Raw genomic sequence first — 22894 nt, 5'->3', positions numbered from 1 at the left:
GTTTTCTAATAGTTCTGCAACATATTCTTCATGCGTTTTACGTTTTCGGATATATTGCTCCCCCGTACAAGTGTAGATAGAACAAACATTTATTCATTGAAAAATATAACAAATGAATTTGACTTTAAAATTAGAACCAGTTTTGAGGATGTAAATAATAATCCACCCGTTGATTATATTATTTTAAGGGTAAAAATGCATTAATTAAAAATTCAATAAAAGAAGATTAGACTAGATAGTGTTTCTAGATTGATCTTCTTATTTTATATTCTCAAGGGATATCCCACTTCACTGCGACTCATTGCAATATGTCTACTTCTGTGACACATTACACAATTGTACAGTGATAATGAAGTAATATGAAAAAAAATATAAAGATTTAAATTTAATCCTATATATTTTTTATAAATTCTAAAAGTAAATCCCTTATTTTTGGTATGATTGACAGAGACTATTTAATTTCTTATGAATATTCTTAAAAAGAGAGTGATGCTATATGAAATCAATAAATATAAATGGGAATATATATCATATTGAATCTGTTCCTTTTGAAGATAAGAGTGAGCAGGATGAAGAGGGATACTACGAATATTTTTACAAAGGAGTCAATTTATCGTTTCACTCGGACAAAGAAATAATTAAAGCCCGAATTTATGAAGAGGAAGAAATAATATATTTTTTAAAAAATCCATCTCTTGCATTTGGTAAAGATTTTGAAGCTATAAAAGTATATATAATTAAAGAATATGATGTAAATAAATTTAAAATTCCAGGTGAAAAAAAGTCTATATAGAATTATAGCTATAATTCTATATAGGCTTTACCATGACCAATTATAATAAAACAGGAAAACTCACAAAGTATTTATGCCTGTGGGTGATGAAAGGAATGTATTCGAAATTGAGTAAATCAAGTGAAATAAGTAGATTTGAAAATAGATTCTCAGAAAATGTGATTGAAATAGCAGCTGTCACAGGGGCATTAGGAATCGGCGCATCAAAAGGCGGTGACAACATTTTGTGGACTGCGTCAATTGATTTGATTGCGTGGAAAGACTTACATACCAATGAAACGATTACAAAAGAAGATATACGACTCGCATGGTTGGTTGATGATGCAGAATGGAGAAAATCAAAAGACATTTTGACAGCAAATACAGTTGTAACATTACAGGTGCGCAAGTCAGAAAATTCATTGATGCTTGTTAAGGTTTTGGAAACACCATATAAAGATGATGAGTTGGAAATCATCTTACAAGATGCAATGAAACCGCTTTTTTATCATGATGAGATGTTGGGTGTGTTCGAACTCGATAAAAGAGTGAAAACTTTTGAAAAGAGAATATCTTGGGCTGGTGAAGAATGTCATTTATATTTTGATTGGAGTGAAGACAAACATATGATGAAGTCTGCACTGGAAACAGCACATGCACTTTTCAAAGAGCAAGATGAATGGAAAATGAAAATGAAAATGTACGCTGCAAAAGAACTGGTAGAGTTAGCAAATGAATGGCTACAAGATGATGATGAAGCAGAAATCGACGAAATTACAAAAGAAATGTCCATTAATTCCATCACATTAAGCAGCTTAAGCGTTTATTCAGAAGGTGATTTTGAAATATTCTTTTCGGATGGAGATATATTTTGGGGACATTCTATCATTGTAAGCGGAAATATTCATGAGGGGCTCTCTTCGGCTGAGATTGCAGGATAAAGTGAAACTTCCATCAGTGGGGATTTTTCTTCATCCTTACTGATGGATTATTTGAACCACTCGGGCACTTACTGTCCGAAAGTAGCGAGGGAAAATGTATTTTTTGTGGCTAATCATTTTACGGAGTTTTTAAATAAGTTACATGATTAATAATATTATCCATATATAATGGTTCGTATAAATGTAAGAAGCAATAAAAGGAGAGAGAATGATGGACTTAGAGCATTTAAAAAAAGATATTTGGTATGGAGAAGTTTCTAATCATACAATTGAAACTCTTAAGTCTAACCTAAGGGATGGTCAACAGAGAAAGAATGCTTTATCTTAATTAGTGAATTGTTAAAGCTAGGTGATTTCTCTGTAAAGGGGTTACTAATCGAACTTATGAATAGTACTCGAGATGAGCTTGTGTTGAATTTATGTACTAGACTATTTTGCTCAGTAGCTACTCACGATGATTTATTAGAAACGAATAATTTGAAATTCCTTTCAAGTGCTTCAGAGGATGGAGTTCATAATTTTGTAGTAAGTGCTGGTGAAACTCTTTCATATCATGTAGTACCATATCTTTTAGCATTACTAGAAGAGTGGGAAGATACCTTTGTTGAAAAAGCTATTAGAAATGAACTTTCATGGATGCTTGGAATTGAGGACGAGTATTATGAAGTATCGTTAGAAGAATTTAATGAAGCTTATTCTGGTTTTATCGAAAATAATGATGCGCAAGAATATTATTATCGTAATAGACTATCTTTTCCTGGAGACTTGGCAAAGGAGTTAGTGTCGGAAGTTATGAGTTCTTTAAGAGATAGAACTACTTATAATGTTGTTACTATACCTTCCGTTTTATCAATTTGGAGTGGAATCAAATGTCCAATTCAATATGATACGATTATAACAAATGAAAAAAATAGAGAGTTGATGTCATATATTGATGTTTTAACAAAGAAAGAATGGAAGATTGGTAAAAAGTATTTTTATGGATATGTAGTCGTATAAGAAAACGATATATGCGATGAATATAAAACATTCTATGGCACCCTGCTAAGGAGTGATTTTTACTATAATGGAAAGCTTTAATGGATGGTATGTTTTATGGAGGAAAATAAAAAAACAACTAGTAGCTCAACTAAATGTAAAAAGATATAAACACATCAAGAAGGTGAACGAATGATATTGCCAGAGGATTTTCGAGAGAAATGGGATGTTAATAAAGATGGCCCACTCGTTACATTTCATGAAAAAGAATTAATAAACAAAAACTTTTCAGATGAAGTGAAACGATTTTTGTCTATAGGAGGCTTACCAGAAACACCGTCACCATATTTAGAGTTTACTTCATCTCAGTCTTTCGTAAGGTCTATTACAACTGTATTTCATATGCCAGAAGAGTTTCGAAAATATTGGTTTTTAGGAACAACTAGTTCTGGAGATCCAATTTGTCTAATTGAAAAACAAGAAAATGTAGTATTTCTAAATAATAGTGATGAGTATAAAGAAGTGTTTATGAATTCTTCTATACATCAATTTGCAGAATGTTTATTAGTATATTCAAAAATGATCGATAAGGCAGTAGAGATTAATGGTGAGGATGCCTTTATCGATAATAATATACCAGAGTGTACAATAAGTTGGTTGAAGGAAGAGTTGAAAAAAATTGATGATAAGTGTATGGAAAAGGATTCTTTTTGGTTGATTGAAATTGAGAACTTATATGAATAATTGAAAGTGAAAAAGAAAATGTATGGTGCATGGAAGAGGAGTATGGTGATAGTGAAGAATGCTATGAGTACATATTTTAAATTAAGAAAAGAATATTTTGATAGAGGTTTGAATTTCTTATTTAAAACACCATATAACGAAAAAGTTGATTTTGTTATATATCAAGGTGAAATAGAGGAAGATGAAATTTCATGGAAACCAGTTGAGAAATATATTGAAACTGATTTAACAATACTTGAGGAGCAATTCGCAATTAAGTTTCATGATTCAGTTTATCACTATTTTAATTCATATTGGTTCGCTGATTTGGATGGGTTTATCGGTGACCATTATATTAGTTTAGAAGCTGTATTACCAAATAAAGAGTTGGACTCTTTCAAAGAGAAGTTAGAAGGGTATGAGAAAAATCATTGTAAGCTAGATAAGATTCCTATAGGAGTAGAAGGAAATGGTTCATTAGTTGTTTTAAATAATGTAAGCGGAAAGGTCGAATTGGAGGATTTCGAACGTGGGTTGTTTATAGAGGTTTCGAATAGTTTAAATGAGTTGATTTCTAGTTTGAGATTACAAAATAGTAAAGTGAAGAATGTTTATATGAATTATAGAGGGGCGTAGAAAAGTGGAATATAGTGGAATGGTTTCAGTTTGGTTTGGAATTTCTAAATCACTTCAAAATCTTGAGGAGTATGTCGATATAGATTACACGATAGATGGTGATTCAGTTCATTCAAAGTTTGGGACGAGCTTTGAATTCGGTTATTATGATGAAGATAATATTGAAATTTGTTTTTATGAGAATAATAAAAGGGACGTTGAACATATTTTAAGTGATTTTTCTTATAGTGAACAAATTATTCCTAAAATAAAAAAGCTAATAAATGGAGATAGTTTAGCGAAAGATATTAACTTTGCTATTGTTCTATATGATTTTAAATATAATGAAGTAAAAAGAGAAGATATGTTTGATGGTTTAGAGGTTACATTGATTGGTTCTATGCCATACAGGTAGGTTGTACGGGGTTGCTAATTTATTTCACAAACACATGGATAAACCTTATAAAGGAGGGATACAAATGCATGCTTTGCTGAATTGTTTAGAAGAAGTTTTGGAAGAAGACATATATAAGCGGGCAGATAAAGAGCAGGTGAATGAAGTAATAAATAGATTAGGTGTAGAAGTATCTGATACATTTAGAGAGTTTTATTATCGATTTGCAGGACCTTTTTGGGAAGAGCACGTTCCTTATGAATTACTTGATATTATAGATGAAGAGAATAATATTGAATACTACACAATTATTGCTCGAAAGGAACATGGATTTCCTAATAAGTATTTAGTTTTAACGGAAATGACAGCAAATGCTGCATTGGTACTTGATAGTGTAACCGATCAAGTTTACTCAGTAAATTTTGAAGGTGGAGATGAATTACTTTTAAGTGGAAAATTAAAGGAGAGTTGGTCAACATTTTATCTGTTTTTGAAAGACTATTTTAAATGTTAGGTGTTAACAGAAATGAATAATAAACAGGGACATCTTTACGAGTAACATTAAAGAACTATTATTGGAAATAAAAAATGAAGATCCTGATATGTTTAGTGAATCTGTTAATGAAATTATTGAGCTTATCTAATAGTTGAATAACCTTAATTAAAAAGGTGTCAATCCTTCTCGAATTGACACCCAGATACGAATCTGTTTAACACCTTACATACTTACGCTTAAAACCAAGTCTTCCTCTATCAAGTTCTTTCTGAATACTTTCAGAAGCATTTAACAAACTGCTTTTTTTATTATCACGTTTGACTTCAACTATACCAACTTCTTTTGCAATCTCGACTGCTTTTTCGTGTAGTGGTACATATGAAATTGCCACAGTGTTTAGGAAATTATTCATAGCGGATTTTGTTCGTTCTGGAGAATGATGAATTGTATCTTTCACCATTTCAAGCATATCGGAAATTTTACTTTCGGAAAATTCATTGTCTTTGCGATTTCCTAAAAGCCAACAGTAGCAACTCCAGCCTGCAGACATTTTAAGCTCGTCCCCACTTGCAATCCATTTATCAGCAACATCTTGTGCAATATTTGACTCCGATAAAGTTACTGCCACTACATAATCAGATAGCATATAAAAATATGCCCCGTCTATCCAGCGGTCAAAATCAGACTCACTCATAGCTTTTGGGTCGGCAATAATACCTGCAAAGTACATAGCATCGTAGTTACCTGTGGCATAAAGCTCTTCAGCTAATTCTTGGTTTACTTTTATTTTTTTAGCGATTGGTTTCATAGCGCCTGTAGCTACGCCAAAAACTGGCTCATGGGCGCCGTTAGATATGTATATTTTTTTCGTTCGTTCCTTACCTAGAGCCTCAAGTTCTTGCATAATTGTTTTAAAATCCATAGCTGTGCACTTCCTTCCTTCATGTAAGAGCCTTTTTAAGTCTTTCATATTTCTTATTTTAATACTAATTGTATTTAAGAGGTATGTCTACTTTCTAAAGGCATCGAAACTTGGTTTGATTTTTAGATGAACTACATTACACTTTAGTGTAAATAAAGAGCTAATTAAAAGAATGGTATAATATAGAAAAAGTAAGTGATGAAAATTAAATAGGGGGAATTTAATTGGAAATAAAATTGAATCGATTATATAGAGAGATAGCGGAAACGGTTCATGCCATGATTCCAGAAGAATGGGAGAAATTTTATTTTTATGCACAAATATCAGAAGATGGAGGGGGAACTTACTTTTTCTATAACAACTTCAGAAATAAAGAAAATTATAAGTATAGTGTAGAAATTCCTTTTAAATACGAAGTTGATGAAGAGGAGTTTGAAAGGAAAGAAGATTTTTTATATAAATTGAGTAAGGAATTAAGAAATGTTTTCAAAGATAATCAGCAAGAGCTTTGGTACTCTTTTACAATGTCTCTGGAACATAGTGGGGAATTTAACATGCATTTCGATTATACAAATTGGTTCGATACAGAATATAGTTTTAGTGATCAGGTGATTATTTGGAAACATAAATACTTAGGTGAAGTACCAATTGATGAAAATGATAAAGAGCTAATTCATAAGTATGACAATGAATTTCCGAATAATCCTATTTGACTGAAAGGAAAGAAGAAATGGTTTTTATAAAAATCATGAATTTTAAAGCGTAAGTTGAATGAGAATATATATTCATAATGGAGGACGCTATTAATGGAAGTACACGGAATGGTTTCAATATGGTTCGGTAATATGCAAACGCAAGATCAGTTGGATACATATATAGATGTTACGTATGATGAAGAAGGAGACTCTATACCAGCAAGATTTTTTGTTGATTTTAATATTGATATGATTGATGTAGATGAAGATTTTATTGAAAAGGAAGTGTTAGAAGAAGCGAGTGATGACATTTCTATGTTATTAACGGGATGTTCATATGATGATAAAATACTTTCTCGAATTAAGGAAGTAGTTAAATTAAATAAATCCTATAATTCTATCGTTTTAATTTATAATTTTCAATATGACAATTCAGTAAGTAATTGTGAAGGTTTTAATTTTGTAACTGCTACAAGTTATCTATAGATACAAGAAAATTGCAGTAGAATAAAAAATACATTTGTATAGTTTTTCCAATGAATATTTGGTATGATGGTGAATGGGAAAAATATACAAGCAGTTAGTGGTTCATAAAAGGGGGATTGAATTGAAAAGAACGCCTGAATTTGTATTAGGTTTAATTGGTGGCATTTTGGGAATTATTATTTCTATAATATTAATAGTTGTAGCGTTTAATATTATGGAAGGTGTTGATTACGAACTTTTAGCTTATTACTCTATTATTTTAACGGTTCAAATAGGATTGCTTATTTTATCATGTTTAGTAAACAAGGTTAATAATAAAGTTTATGGAGTTTGTATGATTGTGATTCCTATAGTTATGTTGTTTATGTCATTATTCTTTTTACTTATTCCGACAATTTTACAAATTATATCTGGTTCATTTGCATTTAGAACATTAAAGTTAGAATCGAATGTAAGCTAAATATAATTATTAACGTCTGAATATTCGGTTTTTTAAACATTTTCGTTTGCAGTTCAAATTAACATAAAGTACAAAGTTGTACGCTTTAGGAGGAGAAATAAATGATTATTTGGTCTGGTTGGGGTTTTTTAGTCGCAATTATTGTAATTATTAATACTCTTTTGGGTAAGGCTATCTTTGGATCTATAACGGGGGACGCTACATATTTTCAAGATCATAGTTGGCCAATGGCGGTAATGTTTATTATATCAGGGGTTATGTCTTGGTATTTAGGTAAATATATTAATAAGCCAGATGGGAAAGTTTATATAGATACCGAAACTGGTGAAAAAGTTATGTTTAACAAAAAGCACTCATTATTTTTTATAAAAATGGAATATTGGGGACCGATTCTAGGAGTTATTGCGATTGTAACTTTAATTACAAGATAAAAAAAGAGGATGGGTATAGTAAGAGTAATTTATCCAAGTAAAAGGAGAAATCAGTCATGAATGCAAAGAAACTACTAGGGGTAGCAGTTCCGGTCATGTTGTTATTTGGTTGTGGAGTTTCTGAGAAAACGAACACTTCTAAACAGGAGAAAACAGAAGAGTCTAAAGTAAAAGAATCGAAGTCTAATAGTAAGAAAGAAAAAGTTTCAAAGGAAGACTATCCTAATAAAGTGTATAAATTAGGGATAGAGTTTGATAAGTTGTTTGCGGAGCATAACAATATTACAAGAGAGGTTTTTGACGGTAAGAAAAAGAAATCAGATATAGTAGATAGTGTGAAAGAATTAAATAAAACGTTAGATAAATTCGAGTCGATAGATCCCCCTGCAGAGTATGTAAATCAACAAAAGGATTTTGAAAAAGCAATTAGTTATTTTAGAGAGTCTTTTTCTTTAATCAATGAAGTATTCACCCGAAAAGAAAAAAGAGAAAAAGGCGATAAGACTGATAAAGAGTTAATGGAGAAATCCGAAAAGTTAGTGAAAGAAGGAGATATTTACTGGCTTAAGGCATTCAAAGACCTTGAAGGGGATATTAAAATCGGTGACGGTACAGTATCTGTGAAAGATTTGAAAGAGTTAGATAAGAAAGCTGGAATTAATACGGATAACGTTATGAAGAATGTGAAGGATGGTACGGAATTAATTGGTAATTGGGGATTCAAAGGAACAGACGGTTTCATTATGTCACTTATTTTAAAAGGTGATAAGACATTTGAAACGTATGGTAAAGGTGAGTATCCAAATAAAAAGAATTATATTGAAGGCACTTGGGAATATGATAAGGAAGCTTTTACAATCTATTTACATCTCAATAAACGTTTAGTAGACGGTGTAGAAGATACAATTCAAAAAAAGAAAATAGCATATAAAGTTCAAGATTATGATGGGGAAAACTTGCAATTATTTAATGAGACGTCATTTCATACAATTAAGTATGTGAAGCAAAGTTAAAGTTATGGAGGACTAGGTTTAAATGGCCTGTTCCTTCATTAAAGTGTGGGTATGTAAATAATATGTTATCTTTCGTTCTGTTTACTTAGTATCATGTTATTCTTTAATAGAGTAATGAATGGAATTTTACATTAAATATATGAGGTTGGTTACAAATGATAAAGAAATTCACTAGGTTAGTATTAATAGTGGTTATGCCAATCAGTCTTATTACAGGTTGTGGGGCTACTGAAAAAACTGAAGCACAAAAGCCGAAAGCGGTACAAACGGAGAAAAAGGACTATATGGATTATTCATATGGTAGCAAAGGTATATTAGTAAGTGGCAAAGCGAAAGAACGGCAACAATACGAGATTGGATATATGGATGATAATAAGTTAATTGGAATTGATGAAAATATTGAGGACTGTATTATTTTAGATAATAAAGATGAAGCAAGTCTCGTTTGGAAACAAATAGAGCGTGGGTCTATTATTGAAGTGCAATATAGTAAAAATCGCAACGATATCGTCGGCGTACAATTAGTAGAAGATCGTGAGCCATACGAAATTAGTGATAAGTTTGATCGAAATACGATAAACGAAATTGTTGAAAACGTTAAAGGGAATTTGTAATAGATGTATTTCGATAGTATAGGATCTCTTATTATGAAATTGTGAATCAACGGCATTTTTTATATGAAAATGCCGTTGATTTGTGTTAAAAAATAAATGCTATTCTATAGTCTTGTAGAAAAACACGTATTAATCATAAATGAATTATTCTTCGTTCAGCTGTGATGATCGCCGCAAGGTTATTATCCAAAATAAAAGAGCACAAGCACTAATAGATACACCTAATATGCATACGCCATCCCAACCATATTTTGCATACGTATTTGTTGAAAGAATTGCACCTGTTGCACTACCGATAGAATAAAAAATCATGTAACTGGCAGTAAGTCGACTTCTTGCTTCGGGACGCACTGTGAACAGCATACTTTGATTGGTGACATGTACAGCTTGCACCGCTAAATCTAAGAGGATAATGCCGAAAATTAGTAATAATAGAGAGTGATTAATAGATTTAATTAGGAGCCATGAAAGTACTAATAAAGATAAAGCTATGCCAGTTGTTCTTTGTCCTAATCCTTTATCAGCTAATTGTCCAGCTTTAGTAGCAGCTAATGCACCTGCAACTCCAGCAAGGCCGAACGCACCAATAGCTGTATGTGAAAGATTATGTGGTGTAGCACTTAGAGGTAATACTAAAGAAGTCCATAAAATACTGAATGAAGTGAAAATGAGCAATGCTAATATTCCGCGAATGCGTAAGAGTTGTTCTTCTACAAATAATAAGAGTACAGAACGTATTAACTTCCGGTAAGGCATAGTTGTCATTCTGCTCTGTTCAAGAGTAGGTAAATTACGATATAACAAAACAGTTACGAATAGTATAAGTGTAGCGGAGGTGAGATAAACGGATCGCCATCCAGCTAAATCTGTTAATGCGCCTGCAAATGTACGCGCAAGGAGAATGCCTATTACAACGCCGCTTGTAACGAAACCTACTATGCGTCCACGTTCAGCTGGATTTGCTAAAATGGATGCGTATGCGACGAGTGTTTGCGTAACTGTTGCAAGAATTCCTACTAAGGCCATACCTATAAAAAGTACGATGGCCGAGGGAGCGGTCCCAATTACAATTAAAGCGATAACGGATAAAACCATTTGAACAATAATGAGTCTTTTTTGGTTTAATAAGTCACCAAGTGGAACTAATAAAAGTAATCCGATTGCATAACAAACTTGAGTAATAGTAATCACAATACCGATAGTTGAATGACTAATCTTAAATTCATTTGATAAAGAATCAAGTAGCGGATGAGCGAAATATATATTTGCCACCGCCATCCCGCAAGCTATTGCGAATAATAGAGTCATGTAGCGGGACATGTTTGCGCTAATAGGTGAATATAACTGGGGATCATTATGTTTAAGAGTGGTCATCATCTTTTCCTTGCTATTCATAAAATCAGCTCCATTTTGTATTGGTGTAAATAACGTACCGAGCGGTATGTTATTTTGTAAGTAAAATATAATCTTGAGTAAATGTATATGTCAAGTTTATTTTGAGTTAATTCTGTTTTCTTTGACACATCGTTTATAATTTAATACGATATATAATATACTGATTGGTACATAAAGTGTTAGTTTATAATCTAAAAATGTAGAGGAAGGGGATATTTTTAAATGGCTCGACTACGCGAATTTGATGAAGAAAAAGCTTTGGATGCTGCTATGCAACTTTTTTGGGAGAAAGGATACGCTACTACTTCATTAAGTGATCTAACTGCAAGAATGGAAATACAAAAACCGAGTTTATATTCAGCTTTTGGTGATAAAGAGGGCTTATTTGAAGCGGCATTAAGGAGATACACAAATTTACATGCGGCTCGTATACGAACAAAACTTCAAAACGAACAATCTGTAAAAGAAGCAATTCGGATGTTTTTTGAAAATATGGTGGAAGAGGAATATAAAAAAGAGTTCAGTAAAGGCTGTTTTTGTATTAACACAATGGTTGAGCTTGCTCCTCATAATGAAAAGTTTGAAGTACTGACTAGAGAACACCAAATGTATCTTGCAGTTATTTTTCAAGAATTAATCATGAAAGGAATTCGATCAGGAGAACTACAAAGTGATTTGAACGCTAAAGCATTAGCGCAAACATTAGTCACGTCCTTAATTGGATTAACAGTGTTAATGAAATCACGCCCAGAACGTTCCGTTATAGATAATTCGGTATCTATAATAGTATCGTTAGTAAAATAATTTTTGAGTGAGATGTTAATCAGCAAATTAAATATTAAGAAAGTCGATTCCTTATTAAAATAAGAAATCGACTTGTTATAATTATATATTTTGTAAGTTGTCTTTCCAAAAATTATAGCTATTATCAATAACTTCTTTTAATTTGAAATAATTTTCTCAAGTAACTTGCACGTGGTAGAGAGTTTCTCCATCGTCTGTAAAAATACCTGAGTAATCATCTATATACTTCCACTCATCCTTATTGTTAAAGTAGTACATTGCGAATTGGTTGCCCTCATCATTTAACATGTTGTCTGCTAAAACGCCATCCCAGTTTATATAAATTTGTGTGCCAGTCATTTGTCTAAGTTTAAATTGATTAATTTCGTCTGGAGACTCTTCTTCAAATTCTTGACTAAATAAATTATGTTCAATGATCCAGCCTAAAAACATGCCAGTATGTACAAATGCTTTTGACGGTATTTGTAATTAGTTGTAAAATAATGTTTGTTGACGGATTTTGTAAAAAGTATGTTAGATGAAATTCATCTGTAGGGATGACATATAAATATTTTCTTAATGGTTATAAAATATAATTATTTAAATATATAAATAAAAAGAAGTCATATTAGAAGTACATAGTAGATTCATATTTTAACAAATTAATGTGAGAATAAAGGGAGGTTGAGATACACACACGGCGGGAATGTGTATGTATCTATTATAATAATGAATAAGACAATCAAACAACAAGTAATCGCACTATCAACAAGTCTAGTGATTTTAGGGAGCGTACCTTTATCAGTATCAGCAGAAGAGATAAACAACTCTCAAACTGATCAACTTAATATTCCCCAAGGAGAACACGGATCGAGCGGATTAAATTATTCTAATTTCAAGTTGGAAGTTCCTGATCATGTACAAGTTAACGAAGCAGAAGTATCTGAAAATGAAAAAATTCTTTTAGAAGAATATAAGCATAAACATGATGAAACAGAAGAATTAAACAAAATGCAAGATGCTAAGAAGGGGCAAGTAGCAGAAAAGGAAGCTATTTCAAACATTGAAAAGGCATTTGAATCTGTAGATGGTCGAAATGATGGGTCTGATCGTCAAATGAAACCTGTTGCAAAGCCAAGAGGTATTCAATATAGCGCACAGAGTACGAAGAAATATGGAACACTTGCAGGAGTTCCATTTGTGGAGTGGATTGTTCCAGCAGGAAATCCTGATATTCGTCCTGCAAATCCGATGAAAGCACGTTACATTACAATTCATGAGACCGCAAATACAGCCGCTGGTGCTAATGCTGAAAATCATGCGAAATATTTATACAAGCAAGCAACTGAAGGCACTTTCCGAACAGCTTCATGGCATTTTACTGTAGACGATAAACAAATTTATCAACACTTACCAACAAACGAAAATGGTTGGCATGCAGGAGATGGAGATGGATCAGGAAACAGGGAATCTATCGGTATCGAGATCGCGGTTAACCAAGATGGTGATTACAATAAAGCATTAGAAAATGCAAAACGACTTGCAGGTTATTTAATGAACAAAGAAGGAATTGGTGCAGATCATATTTACAAGCATCAACAATGGAGCGGGAAAAAATGTCCTGACATTTTAATTTCACGTGGTAATTGGGCTGGTTTCGTACAAGGAATTCAGTGGTATGCAAATATAAATGCGCAGATTGATACGCCTTTACAAGATAAAAATGACTCATTTAATCCAAATGAAAATAATCCAGCTGAACCTAGCATGGAACTAGTGGTAAATGGTAGTGGCATCAATGTACGTAGTGATGCGGGTATTGAACATCGTGTTGTACGTAAAGCTTCAAACGGAGATCGTTACAAAGTATTAGCGGTTAAAAATGGTTGGTATAAAGTAGGTAATGGAGAATGGATTTTCTATGACCCAAGTTGGATTAAAATTAACTACAATGTACCAAAGGAAGAAGTACAAAAACCAAAAGATGATATTACAGGTGGCTGGTTTGAAGGGCATATTCGTAAATTAAACAGTCTAGGTATTATGCAAGGCGAAGGTAATGGTGTATTTGCGCCATATCGAAATGTAACGAGAGCGGAGTTTGCGAAATTAATCTCGAATGCTCTTAAACTACCAGAGGGAAATAAGTCATTTGTAGATATTAATGAGGCACATCCATCACTTCATGACGGTATTAAACGTTGTGCAAGTGCAGGAATTATTAATGGTCGTGGTGAAGGGATTTTTGATCCTAACTCACCAATTACTCGTGAAGAAGTATCTATTATGATTGACAAAGCATTACGATATAAAGGAATTACAGGTGAGTTAGTAGCATTACCATTTACAGATAAGCATTTAATAACATACAAAGAATCGGTTCAACGATTATACAGTCTAAAGGTAGTTAATGGTGTTGGAAATAATGAGTTTGATCCCCGAGGTACAGCAACTCGTGGTCAGGCAGCTGCCTTTATTGTGAAGATGTTAGATTCAATGCAAAAATAAAATAAAACTTGAATCAGTGGGGCCACTCGCGTTGCAATCGAGCAGTTTATTCACCGAATTTTGAAATGAGAGTTTTACTGCCTGCAAATAGCAGAATAAATTGTATGTAGAAGCTGACATTGGTAGAAGTAAAAAATAAGAAGAATTTGAAAGGAGCTATCCAAAATAATAATTTTGAATAGCTCCTATTTAGTAGGAAGAAAAAATTGTATTTGATAGATTGTAATTAATGTAGAATGCCCTTCCAAGCCCCTCATAAGCCCCTACCAAGTAATAAATCACTAAGAAAAAACAAAAACAAAAACAACTACAAGAACAAAACAAGCACGAAAAAATGAAACCGGCGTTGTAGTAGTAAAAAAATTGTAATTCGAATGCCAAAACCATTCCCGCATGCCTATCTTTATAATGAAGGATTAAAATTTTCCTATTTACTAGCAAAGAGTGGAGGGAAACATATGGCGGTATACCGTAATGTGCAGGTGAACTTTTGGCAAGATGAATTCATATTAGATTTAACGCCAGAGGAGCGTTATTTTTACATATATTTGTTAACTGGTACGAAAACGAAGCAATGTGGTATTTACATATTACCGAAGCGTGTGGCAGAGCTTGAAACAGGTTATAGTATGGAGACTGTTGAGAAGTTGCTAAACAGGTTTGTTGAGTATGGAAAGATTTTATATGATACGGAAACGAAAGAGGTATTCATAATAAACTGGTTACACTATAACCCTATTTCAAATACGAATGTAGAAAAGTGCGTATTACGTGAGTTAAAGACTGTAAAAAGTAATGAGTTCATACATATGTTTTTACGTAAATGCCTTGAAGAAGAATACACGATTCCATTATTATTGCAGTATTTTGGTATGCCAGAAGAAGAGGATAATAGTAGTTCACAAGTAGTTATTGAAGAGAAAGAAGAAGCGGAAGAGATAGAAACCATAGAAGAGGGCGTTCCAAATAGTGAAGTTTATAAGTTTTATGAACAAAATATTAGTAGTTTATCCCCGTATATTGTGAAGGAATTGAAGAATTGGATACAAAGACTTTCTGGAGAGAAAGTGTTAGAGGCACTTAAAATTGCGTTTGAAAATAATAAGAAAACGTTAGCTTATGTGAAGGGGATTTTGAGGAATTGGTGTAGTGAAAAATTAAAGGATTTTAGTGGGGAGAAGTGCGTAATGGGAAGTTTAGAGAGAAGGAAATGTATTTTGAGTAGTGTATTTTAATTTACATTAACTTAACATAGAATGTATGTTCGTTTTCGTGGGATTTATGCTATACTACCATTAAATAAGGGTATTTTTATAATAGATAAAAAGATGCGGGGGGTACAAAGTTTGACTACTAGTACATCTGAGTTGTTTCAATATATTAATATGACAGAAGAACAGAAACAATTATCACAACGATATTTACAGACAAAAGAAGAAGAGATTTTAAAAGATATTCAACTAACGACAATTCGTGATCAAAAAAGAAGCGATTTTGCGGAGCGATTTATAAACGATTTTAGGAAAGTGCATAAACAAGATCCGGATTTTTTTCGATTATTTTACCATATACTCGAGGAGCAATTATTAAATGTTCTTGTAGTCCGTTTTGCGCATGTCAGTTTTTCTAAAATGAAGATTTATTTAGAAAAAAGTGCACTTCCTTTGGACAAACTTGTAGCAATCGCATGTAAATATTTATCCAGTATTTCAAGTTATGTGAATGAAGCAGATGTTTTTCTTAGAGAGTTAACAAGAGAGAATCCGAACTATATAGAGGGACAATTACATACTTTACCAACTAACCAGCAAGTAACATTACTTCTTGTAATGTTTGATGTAGATTATGAAAAGTTTCGTACATATAGTTCTTTATTGAATGAGAGGTTAGAAGAACATACAGAATTTATATTGAAACTGCTAGGGGAAAAGGAAAAGGTTGAAGCAGTTAAACGGTATTTAAAAGGTAAAGATGATAGTGAAGTATTTATAGGTTGGAATTTACCGGAACATATTTGGCGGCTATTATTTTGTGTTCATAAATATTCGGATGTTGCGAGGCGATATATTGAAATATTGGCGAAGAAAAATGTTTGGGGTTTTATAAACTATGCAACACGTTATATGTGTCACACTCTCGGTCAGTCTCAAAACTACAAAAAAACTGGTAGTGTAAATAGAGAAACATATGAAGAAATTCAAAGTTTTTGTACACAGTTTTGGATTTCTAAGGAACGATTTTTCGCGCATCGTCTAAGGCAACATGATTTGAATAGTGAGGATTTTTGTAAGACGTATGAATATGAATTGCTATGCTTTATGTTGGAGGAAGATCCTGAATTTATTCAACGTACTTTGCAATATGTAAGTAAAATGAATTATCTCATCATCGCACGCACGTTAGCTGAAAAAGGATATGAGCTAAATAGAGGGAAAATGCGAGAAGAATTTTTTGTTGCTGCTTTGCAAATAAAATTGTCTACAGTGCGGGATACATATTGTGATTATTTACTAGGGAAGTTGTCACTTGAGGATATAAAGCAAATACTTAAAAATCCGAAATATAGAAGTATGTATTGGGGTATGCCGGTGTTAGAGGTTGCGCTTCTTTGGGATATAGATGATGTAGCGAAAAGGGAAGCTGTACTTACACTACAGTTTGGAGATGATGATAGTGTTAATTTATACGAACTTCTTTACGAATGTTCTGTCAGAGGAGTAGAGCCGAAACAAGTATTAGAAGATCTGCTTTCGTATGGGTTAAGTAAGGAAAAACTTATCGCTTATGCAGTTGAAGAAGCTGCATGCTACAGTGAAGAGAGAAATAAGGCGAAGGAAGCGCTTGTTTGTGTAATTGTAAAAGAACAAGCATATATAATTGAACGGTTTGATGAGTATTCTGCTATGGCAAAAGCATATATTTTAGAAGAGTTAGCAAAGGATAACATGGTTAAAATGCGTCCGATTTTAATTAAAAGCTTAGGGGATTCATCTAAAAAAATGCGTGAGTCTGTAGTTAAACTGCTTTCAAAAGATGTAGAAGCTGCAGCAGATGTAGCAGTTGAACTTCATAATAAAAAGAAAATTGTTCGTGAAAATGTGATGAAAATACTTATAGAGTATAAGCTTGAAAAATATACGAAACTTGTACAGGAAGCTTTGCAAGAAAGTAAAAATGAATCTTTCGCAGGGAAATTCTCGTTTTTATTTCAAACGGAGGAAGAAAAGATAGAAGAACTATGTGCACGTATTTTAACTGAACAAACAAGAAATTCACTTCTGCAATTGATTGGGGATGAGCCACAAATCCGTTTACGTGACTCTGATGAAATTGCTGATGCTGCAATTCCGTTAGCCTATCTACAACAGTATATTTCAGATGTTGTTATTGAGAAGAAAGAAACAGCAGAAGTAATTGGTAGAGCTTTAAATGAAGAGGACTTAAAAGAATATGTGCAAACAATATATCAAATATGGATTTCTCAAGACGCAGATGTGAAGAAACGTGGAATTCTTTCGTTATACGGAATGTATAGTGACGACAAAATGGTCGACATACTTATAAAGCAAATTGATGAATGGGTGCTTCAAATGAGAGGAAAGATAGCAGCGGATGCCGTTCGTGCTTTAGGTTTGTCTTCATCTAAGCTTGCACTTATGTCTATTCATGCAATAGCATTTAAATATAAACATAAGCAAGTACGTAATGCAGCAAAAGAAGCGCTAAGTCTTGCTGCGAAAACACGTGGTATAACAGAGGAAGAGCTGGAAGATCAATTGGTGCCGGACCTTGGCTTTACTATACATGGTGAAAAGATAATTGATTTCGGGAATCGAAGTTTTACTGCCATTTTAACTACAGAGTCAAAAATTGAATTAGAGACAGAGGAAGGAAAACGTATGAAGTCACTTCCAAAGCCGAATGCAAAAGATGATGTAGAAAAGGCTGAAGAGGCTAAAAAAGAATTAGCCTCTTTAAAGAAGGAACTCCGAACTACTCTTTCCATGCAAAAACAACGATTGGAAGCGGCACTTTCGTTAAAGCGTTATTGGTCACATAATGCATGGAAGTCTGTATTTATGGATAATCCAATTATGAAGCAATTTTCTATTTCACTCATTTGGGGTGAGTATAAGGAAGGGAAGTTGCTGAACGCATTCCGTTATGCAGAAGGTGGCGTGTTCTGTACAATTGACGGGAAGAGTTATGAACTTTCATTTGGCACTGTTATTGGTTTCGTTCATCCGTTAGAATTGTCTGGGGCGGAGAAGGAATTATGGAAAGAGCAATTAGAAAGTGCGGGAATTGTTCAGCCGTTCCTACAAATTGAGCGTCCAGTGTTTGTAGTAGAAGAGAATGATGAGAGTGCTATTGAGAGATTTGGTGGTATTTTAGTAAATGGTCGTTTGTTATTCGGTAAGATGACGAAGCTTGGATGGATCCGTGGATCTGTTCAAGATGGCGGTGTGTATTATACGTTTTATAAAGAAGATACTCGTACTGGATTAGGGGCAGAGCTTTCATTTAGCGGAGCGCCGATTGGTTATGAAGATGAAGAAGATGTATGTGTATTTGACATTCAATTTTATAAAGCAGGTACAGTGAATCATGGTTCATATGAATACGATGAGATTGATGATGAAAGACGCATTGTACCAAAAGAAGTAGATAAACGCTTCTTTAGTGAAATGTTATATGATGTGCAAGTAGCGACAGGTGCAAATCTTGGGCATAATGAAAGTTGGCGTAGCAAACGATAAGAAAGACCCCCTTCATTGGTAGGAAAATGAAGGGGGTTTTTCAATGTTTTTAAAAGGTTCTTTCTCAAAAAGAAGCGAATAGTGTGAGAAAGGGGTGGTTATATGGAGGTAGTTATAAAGAAGAAACGAAAAAGGGGAAGAAGAATTTTTATTTGGGCTAGTAGTATCGTTCTCTTGTTAGTTATTTCCGCTGCGATTTTTTTGAATATATATACGCTGAAATCTATGCCAAAGATAGATGGAACGATAAAGCTAGAGGATTTACAACACGCTGTTACGGTAAAGCGGGATAGTAAAGGTGTCCCGCATATTAAATCGGAAAATGCACATGATTTATATTTTTCACAAGGATATGTACAAGCGCAAGATCGGTTGTTCCAAATGGATTTAAGTAGAAGACAAGCTTCTGGTATGTTAAGTGAAGTTGTTGGGGAAGCAGCTGTTGACCGAGATAAATTGTTTCGAACACTCGGTTTACGGCGAGCGGCAGAAGCTTCAGTTAGTCAATATGATGGAGAAGCAAAATATGCCCTGCAGTCATTTGCTGATGGGGTGAACGCTTTTATACGTGAGGCAAAAGTGGAAAAGAAATTGCCGGTTGAGTTTACTATATTAGGTTATGAGCCTTCTGAATGGTCAATCGTGGATTCTTTAACAATTGGAAAGTATATGGCGTTTGACTTAGGAGGACATTGGCATGGACAGGCGTTTCGATATTGGGCGCTGAAAAACCTTTCGAAAGAGCAAGCAAATGAGCTATTTCCTACATATCCGAAAGATGCACCTAGATTGCTAGCTGAACTAAAAACTACAAATGTGGACGTAGCACAAAGTTTTTCAAAAACGATAATTCCCCCGGAGTTTAACGGTAGTAATAACTGGGTTGTGAGCGGTGAGAAGAGTGCGTCAGGTAAGCCGATTTTAGCAGATGACCCTCATTTATCCCTTGCGACACCTTCTATATGGTATCAAACGAGACTTGAAATGAAAGATTTAAATGTGAGTGGCGTTATTTTCGCTGGAGTACCAGGTGTTATATTAGGCCACAATGACAAAATAGCGTGGGGCGTTACGAATACGGGGCCTGATGTGCAAGATTTATATATTGAGAAGAGAAATCCTAATAATGAAAATGAATTTCTGTATAACGATAAATGGGAGAAAGCTACGGTAGTTGATGAATCGATTAAAGTAAAAGGCAGGAAGACAATTCCTTATAACGTTACGATTACGAGGCATGGGCCAGTAATTTCAGAGTTTGCGGATAAGGGGAAGGAGAAAACGAAAACAGTATTTGCTTTAAAGTGGACTGCTTTAGAACCGTCAGCTGAGTTAAAAGCTGTATTAAATATGAACAAAGCAAAAGACTGGACGGAGTTTGAAACCGCTCTTCAAGATTTCCATACACCAACCCAAAACTTTGTGTTTGCATCAAACGATGGCACGATTGCTTATAAAGCGAATGGAAATATACCAGTGCGTAAAAAAGGCGATGGTAGCTTGCCTGTTCCAGGATGGACAGATGAATATGAATGGGAAGGGTATATTCCATTTGATCAGCTGCCGAAAGTTATAAATCCGAAAGAAGGTTTTATTTCAACTGCGAATAATAAAATTGTTGATGATGATTATCCGTACCATATTAGCAATACGTGGGCACAGCCATATAGGCAAATGCGTATTCAAGAATTTTTGCAAGAGAAGGAAAAGTATACGGTGAAAGATTTAGAAGAGTTACAGATGGATCAAAAGAATTTATACGGGAAAGAGTTTACTCCTATATTTTTAAAAGAGTTAAATAAAGCATCTTTAAATGAGGTAGAGAAAGAAGGCGTAAACCAATTAACAAAGTGGAATTTTTACGATAGTAAAGATGAACCGGCACCATTAATATTCTATTTATTAATGAAAGAGATTTCAAATACGTTATTTTCAAAAGAAATACCGAAAGATGTAATGAAGTTATTTGAAGGGAAGTCACAAGTTGTTGATGAATTGATTCGAAAAGAAGTAGCGGGAGAAAATAGCGCGTGGTTTACGAAGTACGGAGGTTTCACAAAAGTTGTGCATACATCGTACGAGAATGTAATGAAGAAATTGCAGAAGGAATATGGACCGGATGTTGGAGAGTGGAAGTGGGGCGATTACCATCAACTCGCTTTTACACATCCAATTTCAAAATCATCTAGTATGTTAGCACTACTCGCTTTTAATCGTGAGAAACCAGTCCTGATTGGCGGAAGTCAAGTTACCGTGCAAGCAGCGAGTTACGGCGATAACGGCATTGTAAATCACGGAGCGTCTTGGAGATTCATTATTGATACGAAAGATATGTCAAACGGTTATCATATAGTGGGACCAGGACAATCGGGACATTTTAGAAGTGATTGGTATCATGATCAAATAGATGATTGGGTAAGTGGAACGTATCATACGACTACATTGAATACGGAGGGAATAGAGGGGAAGGTGCTAAATTTAGAACCGAAGTGATAGGGGGTTTTTGTTTGTGGAGGGACTAGTAATAATCTTTTTGATAATGAAAGCTTATCATTTAGAACATAACCCAGTTCTTAAATAATTTTAACAGCCAGCCTACTATCATTTAATTTGATAGTAGGCTGTTTCCATCTTCGAAATACGCTGTAGCAACTTCTTCAGGATTACGATTATTTCCACATGCTGCAAGTGCTGTAACAAATAAAGCCATTACAACTATTAACATGATTATTCCAGTTTTGAGGGGAATTAGTTAACAAAGACCAGGTATTATTTGCAACAGAACGGTCCCTCTGTACCCCTTGTTTCGTCATTTTTCTACGCCATCCAACTTGACAAATGTTTTTTTATCAAACTACAATGAAAATCATTATCAATAATATAGGGAGGATACTTTTGTCAATAAATGAAAAACAATATATTTATAGGTTAATAACCAGATCTTGTTAAGTCGTATGTACTATTTTTAGTTTAGCGTTGCCCAGAATGTACACCAATTAATCTCGCGAATTACAAGAAAATTATTATTGAAATGAGGCGTGCATTGTGAAGTTGGACGTGAATGAGTTAGCAGAGTATCTTGCCAATAATCCTTTCCGAGTAGAAGGAGTATATCGTTATGCTAAAAATCCAGGTGTGCCTTGTGCTGAGTCTACAGATTCTTTCCCAGGATTTGTATTTCCACTTACAGGGAAGACGCAATTTCAATTTAATGGTACGCCGTATATCCTTTCCCCAGGAAAAGTTATACATGGGGGTGCAAAAATGACATTAGCCCATAAAATGCTTGGTGAAATAAACTGGGAATATATTCTTGTTTTATATCAGATAAGCAATCCAGAACGAGAAGACTCTGGCTTTACTCATCAGCATTTTGAATTATTAACAGGACAATCTCCTCGTCTTGTCGAATTACTTATGCGTCTTTGGGATGTGTATAATCAGCGTGGAGGCATTTCGATGCTTCAGACTGAAATGCTGTTTCGCGAAGCGTTGAATGAAGCTTTATTAAGTGTTGTCAATAGAGAAAACAACTATGAGTCGCATACTTTATTCGAACGAATATCTAGTTACGTTCGCAAATACTATTATAAAGATATTACAATACATACGCTTACAGAACAAAATAATGTTAATCGAAATCGTCTTTCTTACGTGTTTAGAAAGCATGCAGGTATGGGGCCAGCAGAATATTTATTGAACTATCGTATAAAGATGGCTCAAAAAATGTTATGTACAAGTGGTGTGCCTGTACAACAAATTTCGCAGGCTGTTGGAATTGCAGACCCTTTTTATTTTAGTAGAGTTTTCAAGAAGCGAGTTGGCATTTCGCCTACTAAATATCGCGAGAAGTTCATCAATAATCCATACTAATGTCAACAGGGGTCCATTCTTATTTGAAAATCACT

General features: G+C 33.8%; 20 protein-coding genes and 3 pseudogenes. 20 read left to right on the top strand and 3 right to left on the bottom strand.

Annotated features, from left to right (window positions below; genetic code table 11):
• Positions 1-496: 496 nt before the first annotated feature.
• From DOS87_RS18515 to DOS87_RS18485, 8 genes and pseudogenes are all read left to right on the top strand, one after another.
• Positions 497-793 (top strand): hypothetical protein, encoded by a 297-nt coding sequence (locus DOS87_RS18515; RefSeq protein WP_000836202.1) that lies wholly within the window; start codon positions 497-499, stop codon positions 791-793.
• An 86-nt stretch (positions 794-879) separates the two neighbouring features.
• Complete coding sequence (locus DOS87_RS18510) at positions 880-1713, top strand: DUF2262 domain-containing protein (protein ID WP_142330489.1); 834 nt, start codon at positions 880-882, stop codon at positions 1711-1713.
• A 78-nt stretch (positions 1714-1791) separates the two neighbouring features.
• Positions 1792-1863: pseudogene (locus tag DOS87_RS30535) on the top strand (SMI1/KNR4 family protein); the annotation flags it as partial.
• 61 nt (positions 1864-1924) lie between these two features.
• Positions 1925-2712: pseudogene (gene imm47, locus DOS87_RS18505) on the top strand (Imm47 family immunity protein).
• A 171-nt stretch (positions 2713-2883) separates the two neighbouring features.
• On the top strand, positions 2884-3435 hold the full coding sequence (locus DOS87_RS18500) for an SUKH-4 family immunity protein (RefSeq protein ID WP_000602770.1): 552 nt from the start codon (positions 2884-2886) through the stop codon (positions 3433-3435).
• A gap of 63 nt (positions 3436-3498) precedes the next feature.
• Complete coding sequence (locus tag DOS87_RS18495; protein ID WP_153578291.1) at positions 3499-4050, top strand: SecY-interacting protein Syd; 552 nt, start codon at positions 3499-3501, stop codon at positions 4048-4050.
• Positions 4051-4069: 19 nt separating this feature from the next.
• Positions 4070-4444, top strand: coding sequence for an immunity 22 family protein (locus tag DOS87_RS18490; protein WP_002162741.1), 375 nt, complete (start codon positions 4070-4072; stop codon positions 4442-4444).
• A gap of 64 nt (positions 4445-4508) precedes the next feature.
• Positions 4509-4937, top strand: a complete 429-nt coding sequence (locus DOS87_RS18485; RefSeq protein ID WP_000543081.1) for an SMI1/KNR4 family protein — start codon at positions 4509-4511, stop codon at positions 4935-4937.
• A 196-nt stretch (positions 4938-5133) separates the two neighbouring features.
• On the opposite strand, the gene DOS87_RS18480 is transcribed toward DOS87_RS18485, so the two are convergent.
• On the bottom strand, positions 5134-5841 hold the full coding sequence (locus DOS87_RS18480) for a DNA alkylation repair protein (protein WP_000346304.1): 708 nt from the start codon (positions 5839-5841) through the stop codon (positions 5134-5136).
• A 224-nt stretch (positions 5842-6065) separates the two neighbouring features.
• Here DOS87_RS18480 and DOS87_RS18475 point away from each other — a divergent pair, with 224 nt between their 5' ends.
• From DOS87_RS18475 to DOS87_RS18450, 6 genes are all read left to right on the top strand, one after another.
• Complete coding sequence (locus DOS87_RS18475; RefSeq protein ID WP_000403549.1) at positions 6066-6554, top strand: antitoxin YezG family protein; 489 nt, start codon at positions 6066-6068, stop codon at positions 6552-6554.
• 93 nt (positions 6555-6647) lie between these two features.
• Positions 6648-7022 (top strand): immunity 22 family protein, encoded by a 375-nt coding sequence (locus DOS87_RS18470; RefSeq protein ID WP_000451794.1) that lies wholly within the window; start codon positions 6648-6650, stop codon positions 7020-7022.
• Between the two features lie 121 nt (positions 7023-7143).
• Positions 7144-7482, top strand: a complete 339-nt coding sequence (locus DOS87_RS18465; protein WP_000831726.1) for a DUF4064 domain-containing protein — start codon at positions 7144-7146, stop codon at positions 7480-7482.
• Between the two features lie 101 nt (positions 7483-7583).
• Positions 7584-7913: a hypothetical protein gene (locus DOS87_RS18460; RefSeq protein WP_000587855.1), complete on the top strand. Its 330-nt coding sequence runs from the start codon at positions 7584-7586 to the stop codon at positions 7911-7913.
• A 56-nt stretch (positions 7914-7969) separates the two neighbouring features.
• Complete coding sequence (locus DOS87_RS18455) at positions 7970-8926, top strand: DUF3994 domain-containing protein (protein ID WP_000992199.1); 957 nt, start codon at positions 7970-7972, stop codon at positions 8924-8926.
• Between the two features lie 155 nt (positions 8927-9081).
• Complete coding sequence (locus DOS87_RS18450; protein WP_000591641.1) at positions 9082-9540, top strand: hypothetical protein; 459 nt, start codon at positions 9082-9084, stop codon at positions 9538-9540.
• Between the two features lie 144 nt (positions 9541-9684).
• Here DOS87_RS18450 and DOS87_RS18445 read toward each other — a convergent pair whose 3' ends face one another.
• A complete protein-coding gene (locus tag DOS87_RS18445) occupies positions 9685-10935 on the bottom strand; it encodes an MFS transporter (protein ID WP_001085016.1) in 1251 nt (416 codons plus the stop codon).
• A gap of 222 nt (positions 10936-11157) precedes the next feature.
• Here DOS87_RS18445 and DOS87_RS18440 point away from each other — a divergent pair, with 222 nt between their 5' ends.
• The gene (locus DOS87_RS18440) at positions 11158-11739 is read left to right on the top strand and encodes a TetR/AcrR family transcriptional regulator (protein ID WP_000113335.1); all 582 of its coding nucleotides are present in this window, start codon (positions 11158-11160) and stop codon (positions 11737-11739) included.
• Positions 11740-11820: 81 nt separating this feature from the next.
• On the opposite strand, the pseudogene DOS87_RS18435 reads toward DOS87_RS18440, so the two are convergent.
• Positions 11821-12201 (bottom strand): annotated as a pseudogene (locus DOS87_RS18435) (hypothetical protein).
• Positions 12202-12447: 246 nt separating this feature from the next.
• Between DOS87_RS18435 and DOS87_RS18430 the strand changes: the two are divergent.
• The 5 genes from DOS87_RS18430 (at position 12448) to DOS87_RS18410 (ending at position 22859) form a co-directional block, all read left to right on the top strand.
• Positions 12448-14226: an S-layer homology domain-containing protein gene (locus tag DOS87_RS18430; RefSeq protein ID WP_033794151.1), complete on the top strand. Its 1779-nt coding sequence runs from the start codon at positions 12448-12450 to the stop codon at positions 14224-14226.
• A 458-nt stretch (positions 14227-14684) separates the two neighbouring features.
• Positions 14685-15461: a DnaD domain-containing protein gene (locus tag DOS87_RS18425; RefSeq protein WP_000312100.1), complete on the top strand. Its 777-nt coding sequence runs from the start codon at positions 14685-14687 to the stop codon at positions 15459-15461.
• 111 nt (positions 15462-15572) lie between these two features.
• Positions 15573-18986 carry a DUF4132 domain-containing protein gene (locus tag DOS87_RS18420; RefSeq protein WP_098577879.1) on the top strand — a complete coding sequence of 1138 codons (3414 nt, stop codon included), beginning with the start codon at positions 15573-15575 and terminating at the stop codon, positions 18984-18986.
• 102 nt (positions 18987-19088) lie between these two features.
• A complete protein-coding gene (locus tag DOS87_RS18415; protein WP_098577878.1) occupies positions 19089-21479 on the top strand; it encodes a penicillin acylase family protein in 2391 nt (796 codons plus the stop codon).
• Positions 21480-22031: 552 nt separating this feature from the next.
• Positions 22032-22859 (top strand): helix-turn-helix transcriptional regulator, encoded by an 828-nt coding sequence (locus DOS87_RS18410; protein WP_000762792.1) that lies wholly within the window; start codon positions 22032-22034, stop codon positions 22857-22859.
• Positions 22860-22894: the final 35 nt, after the last annotated feature.

It is taken from the genome of Bacillus sp. CR71 (assembly GCF_003429245.1).
In the GTDB taxonomy this organism is placed as follows: domain Bacteria; phylum Bacillota; class Bacilli; order Bacillales; family Bacillaceae_G; genus Bacillus_A; species Bacillus_A thuringiensis_S.
The sequence above is the reverse complement of the archived record's forward strand: the minus strand, read 5'-3'. Positions and strand labels throughout refer to the sequence as shown.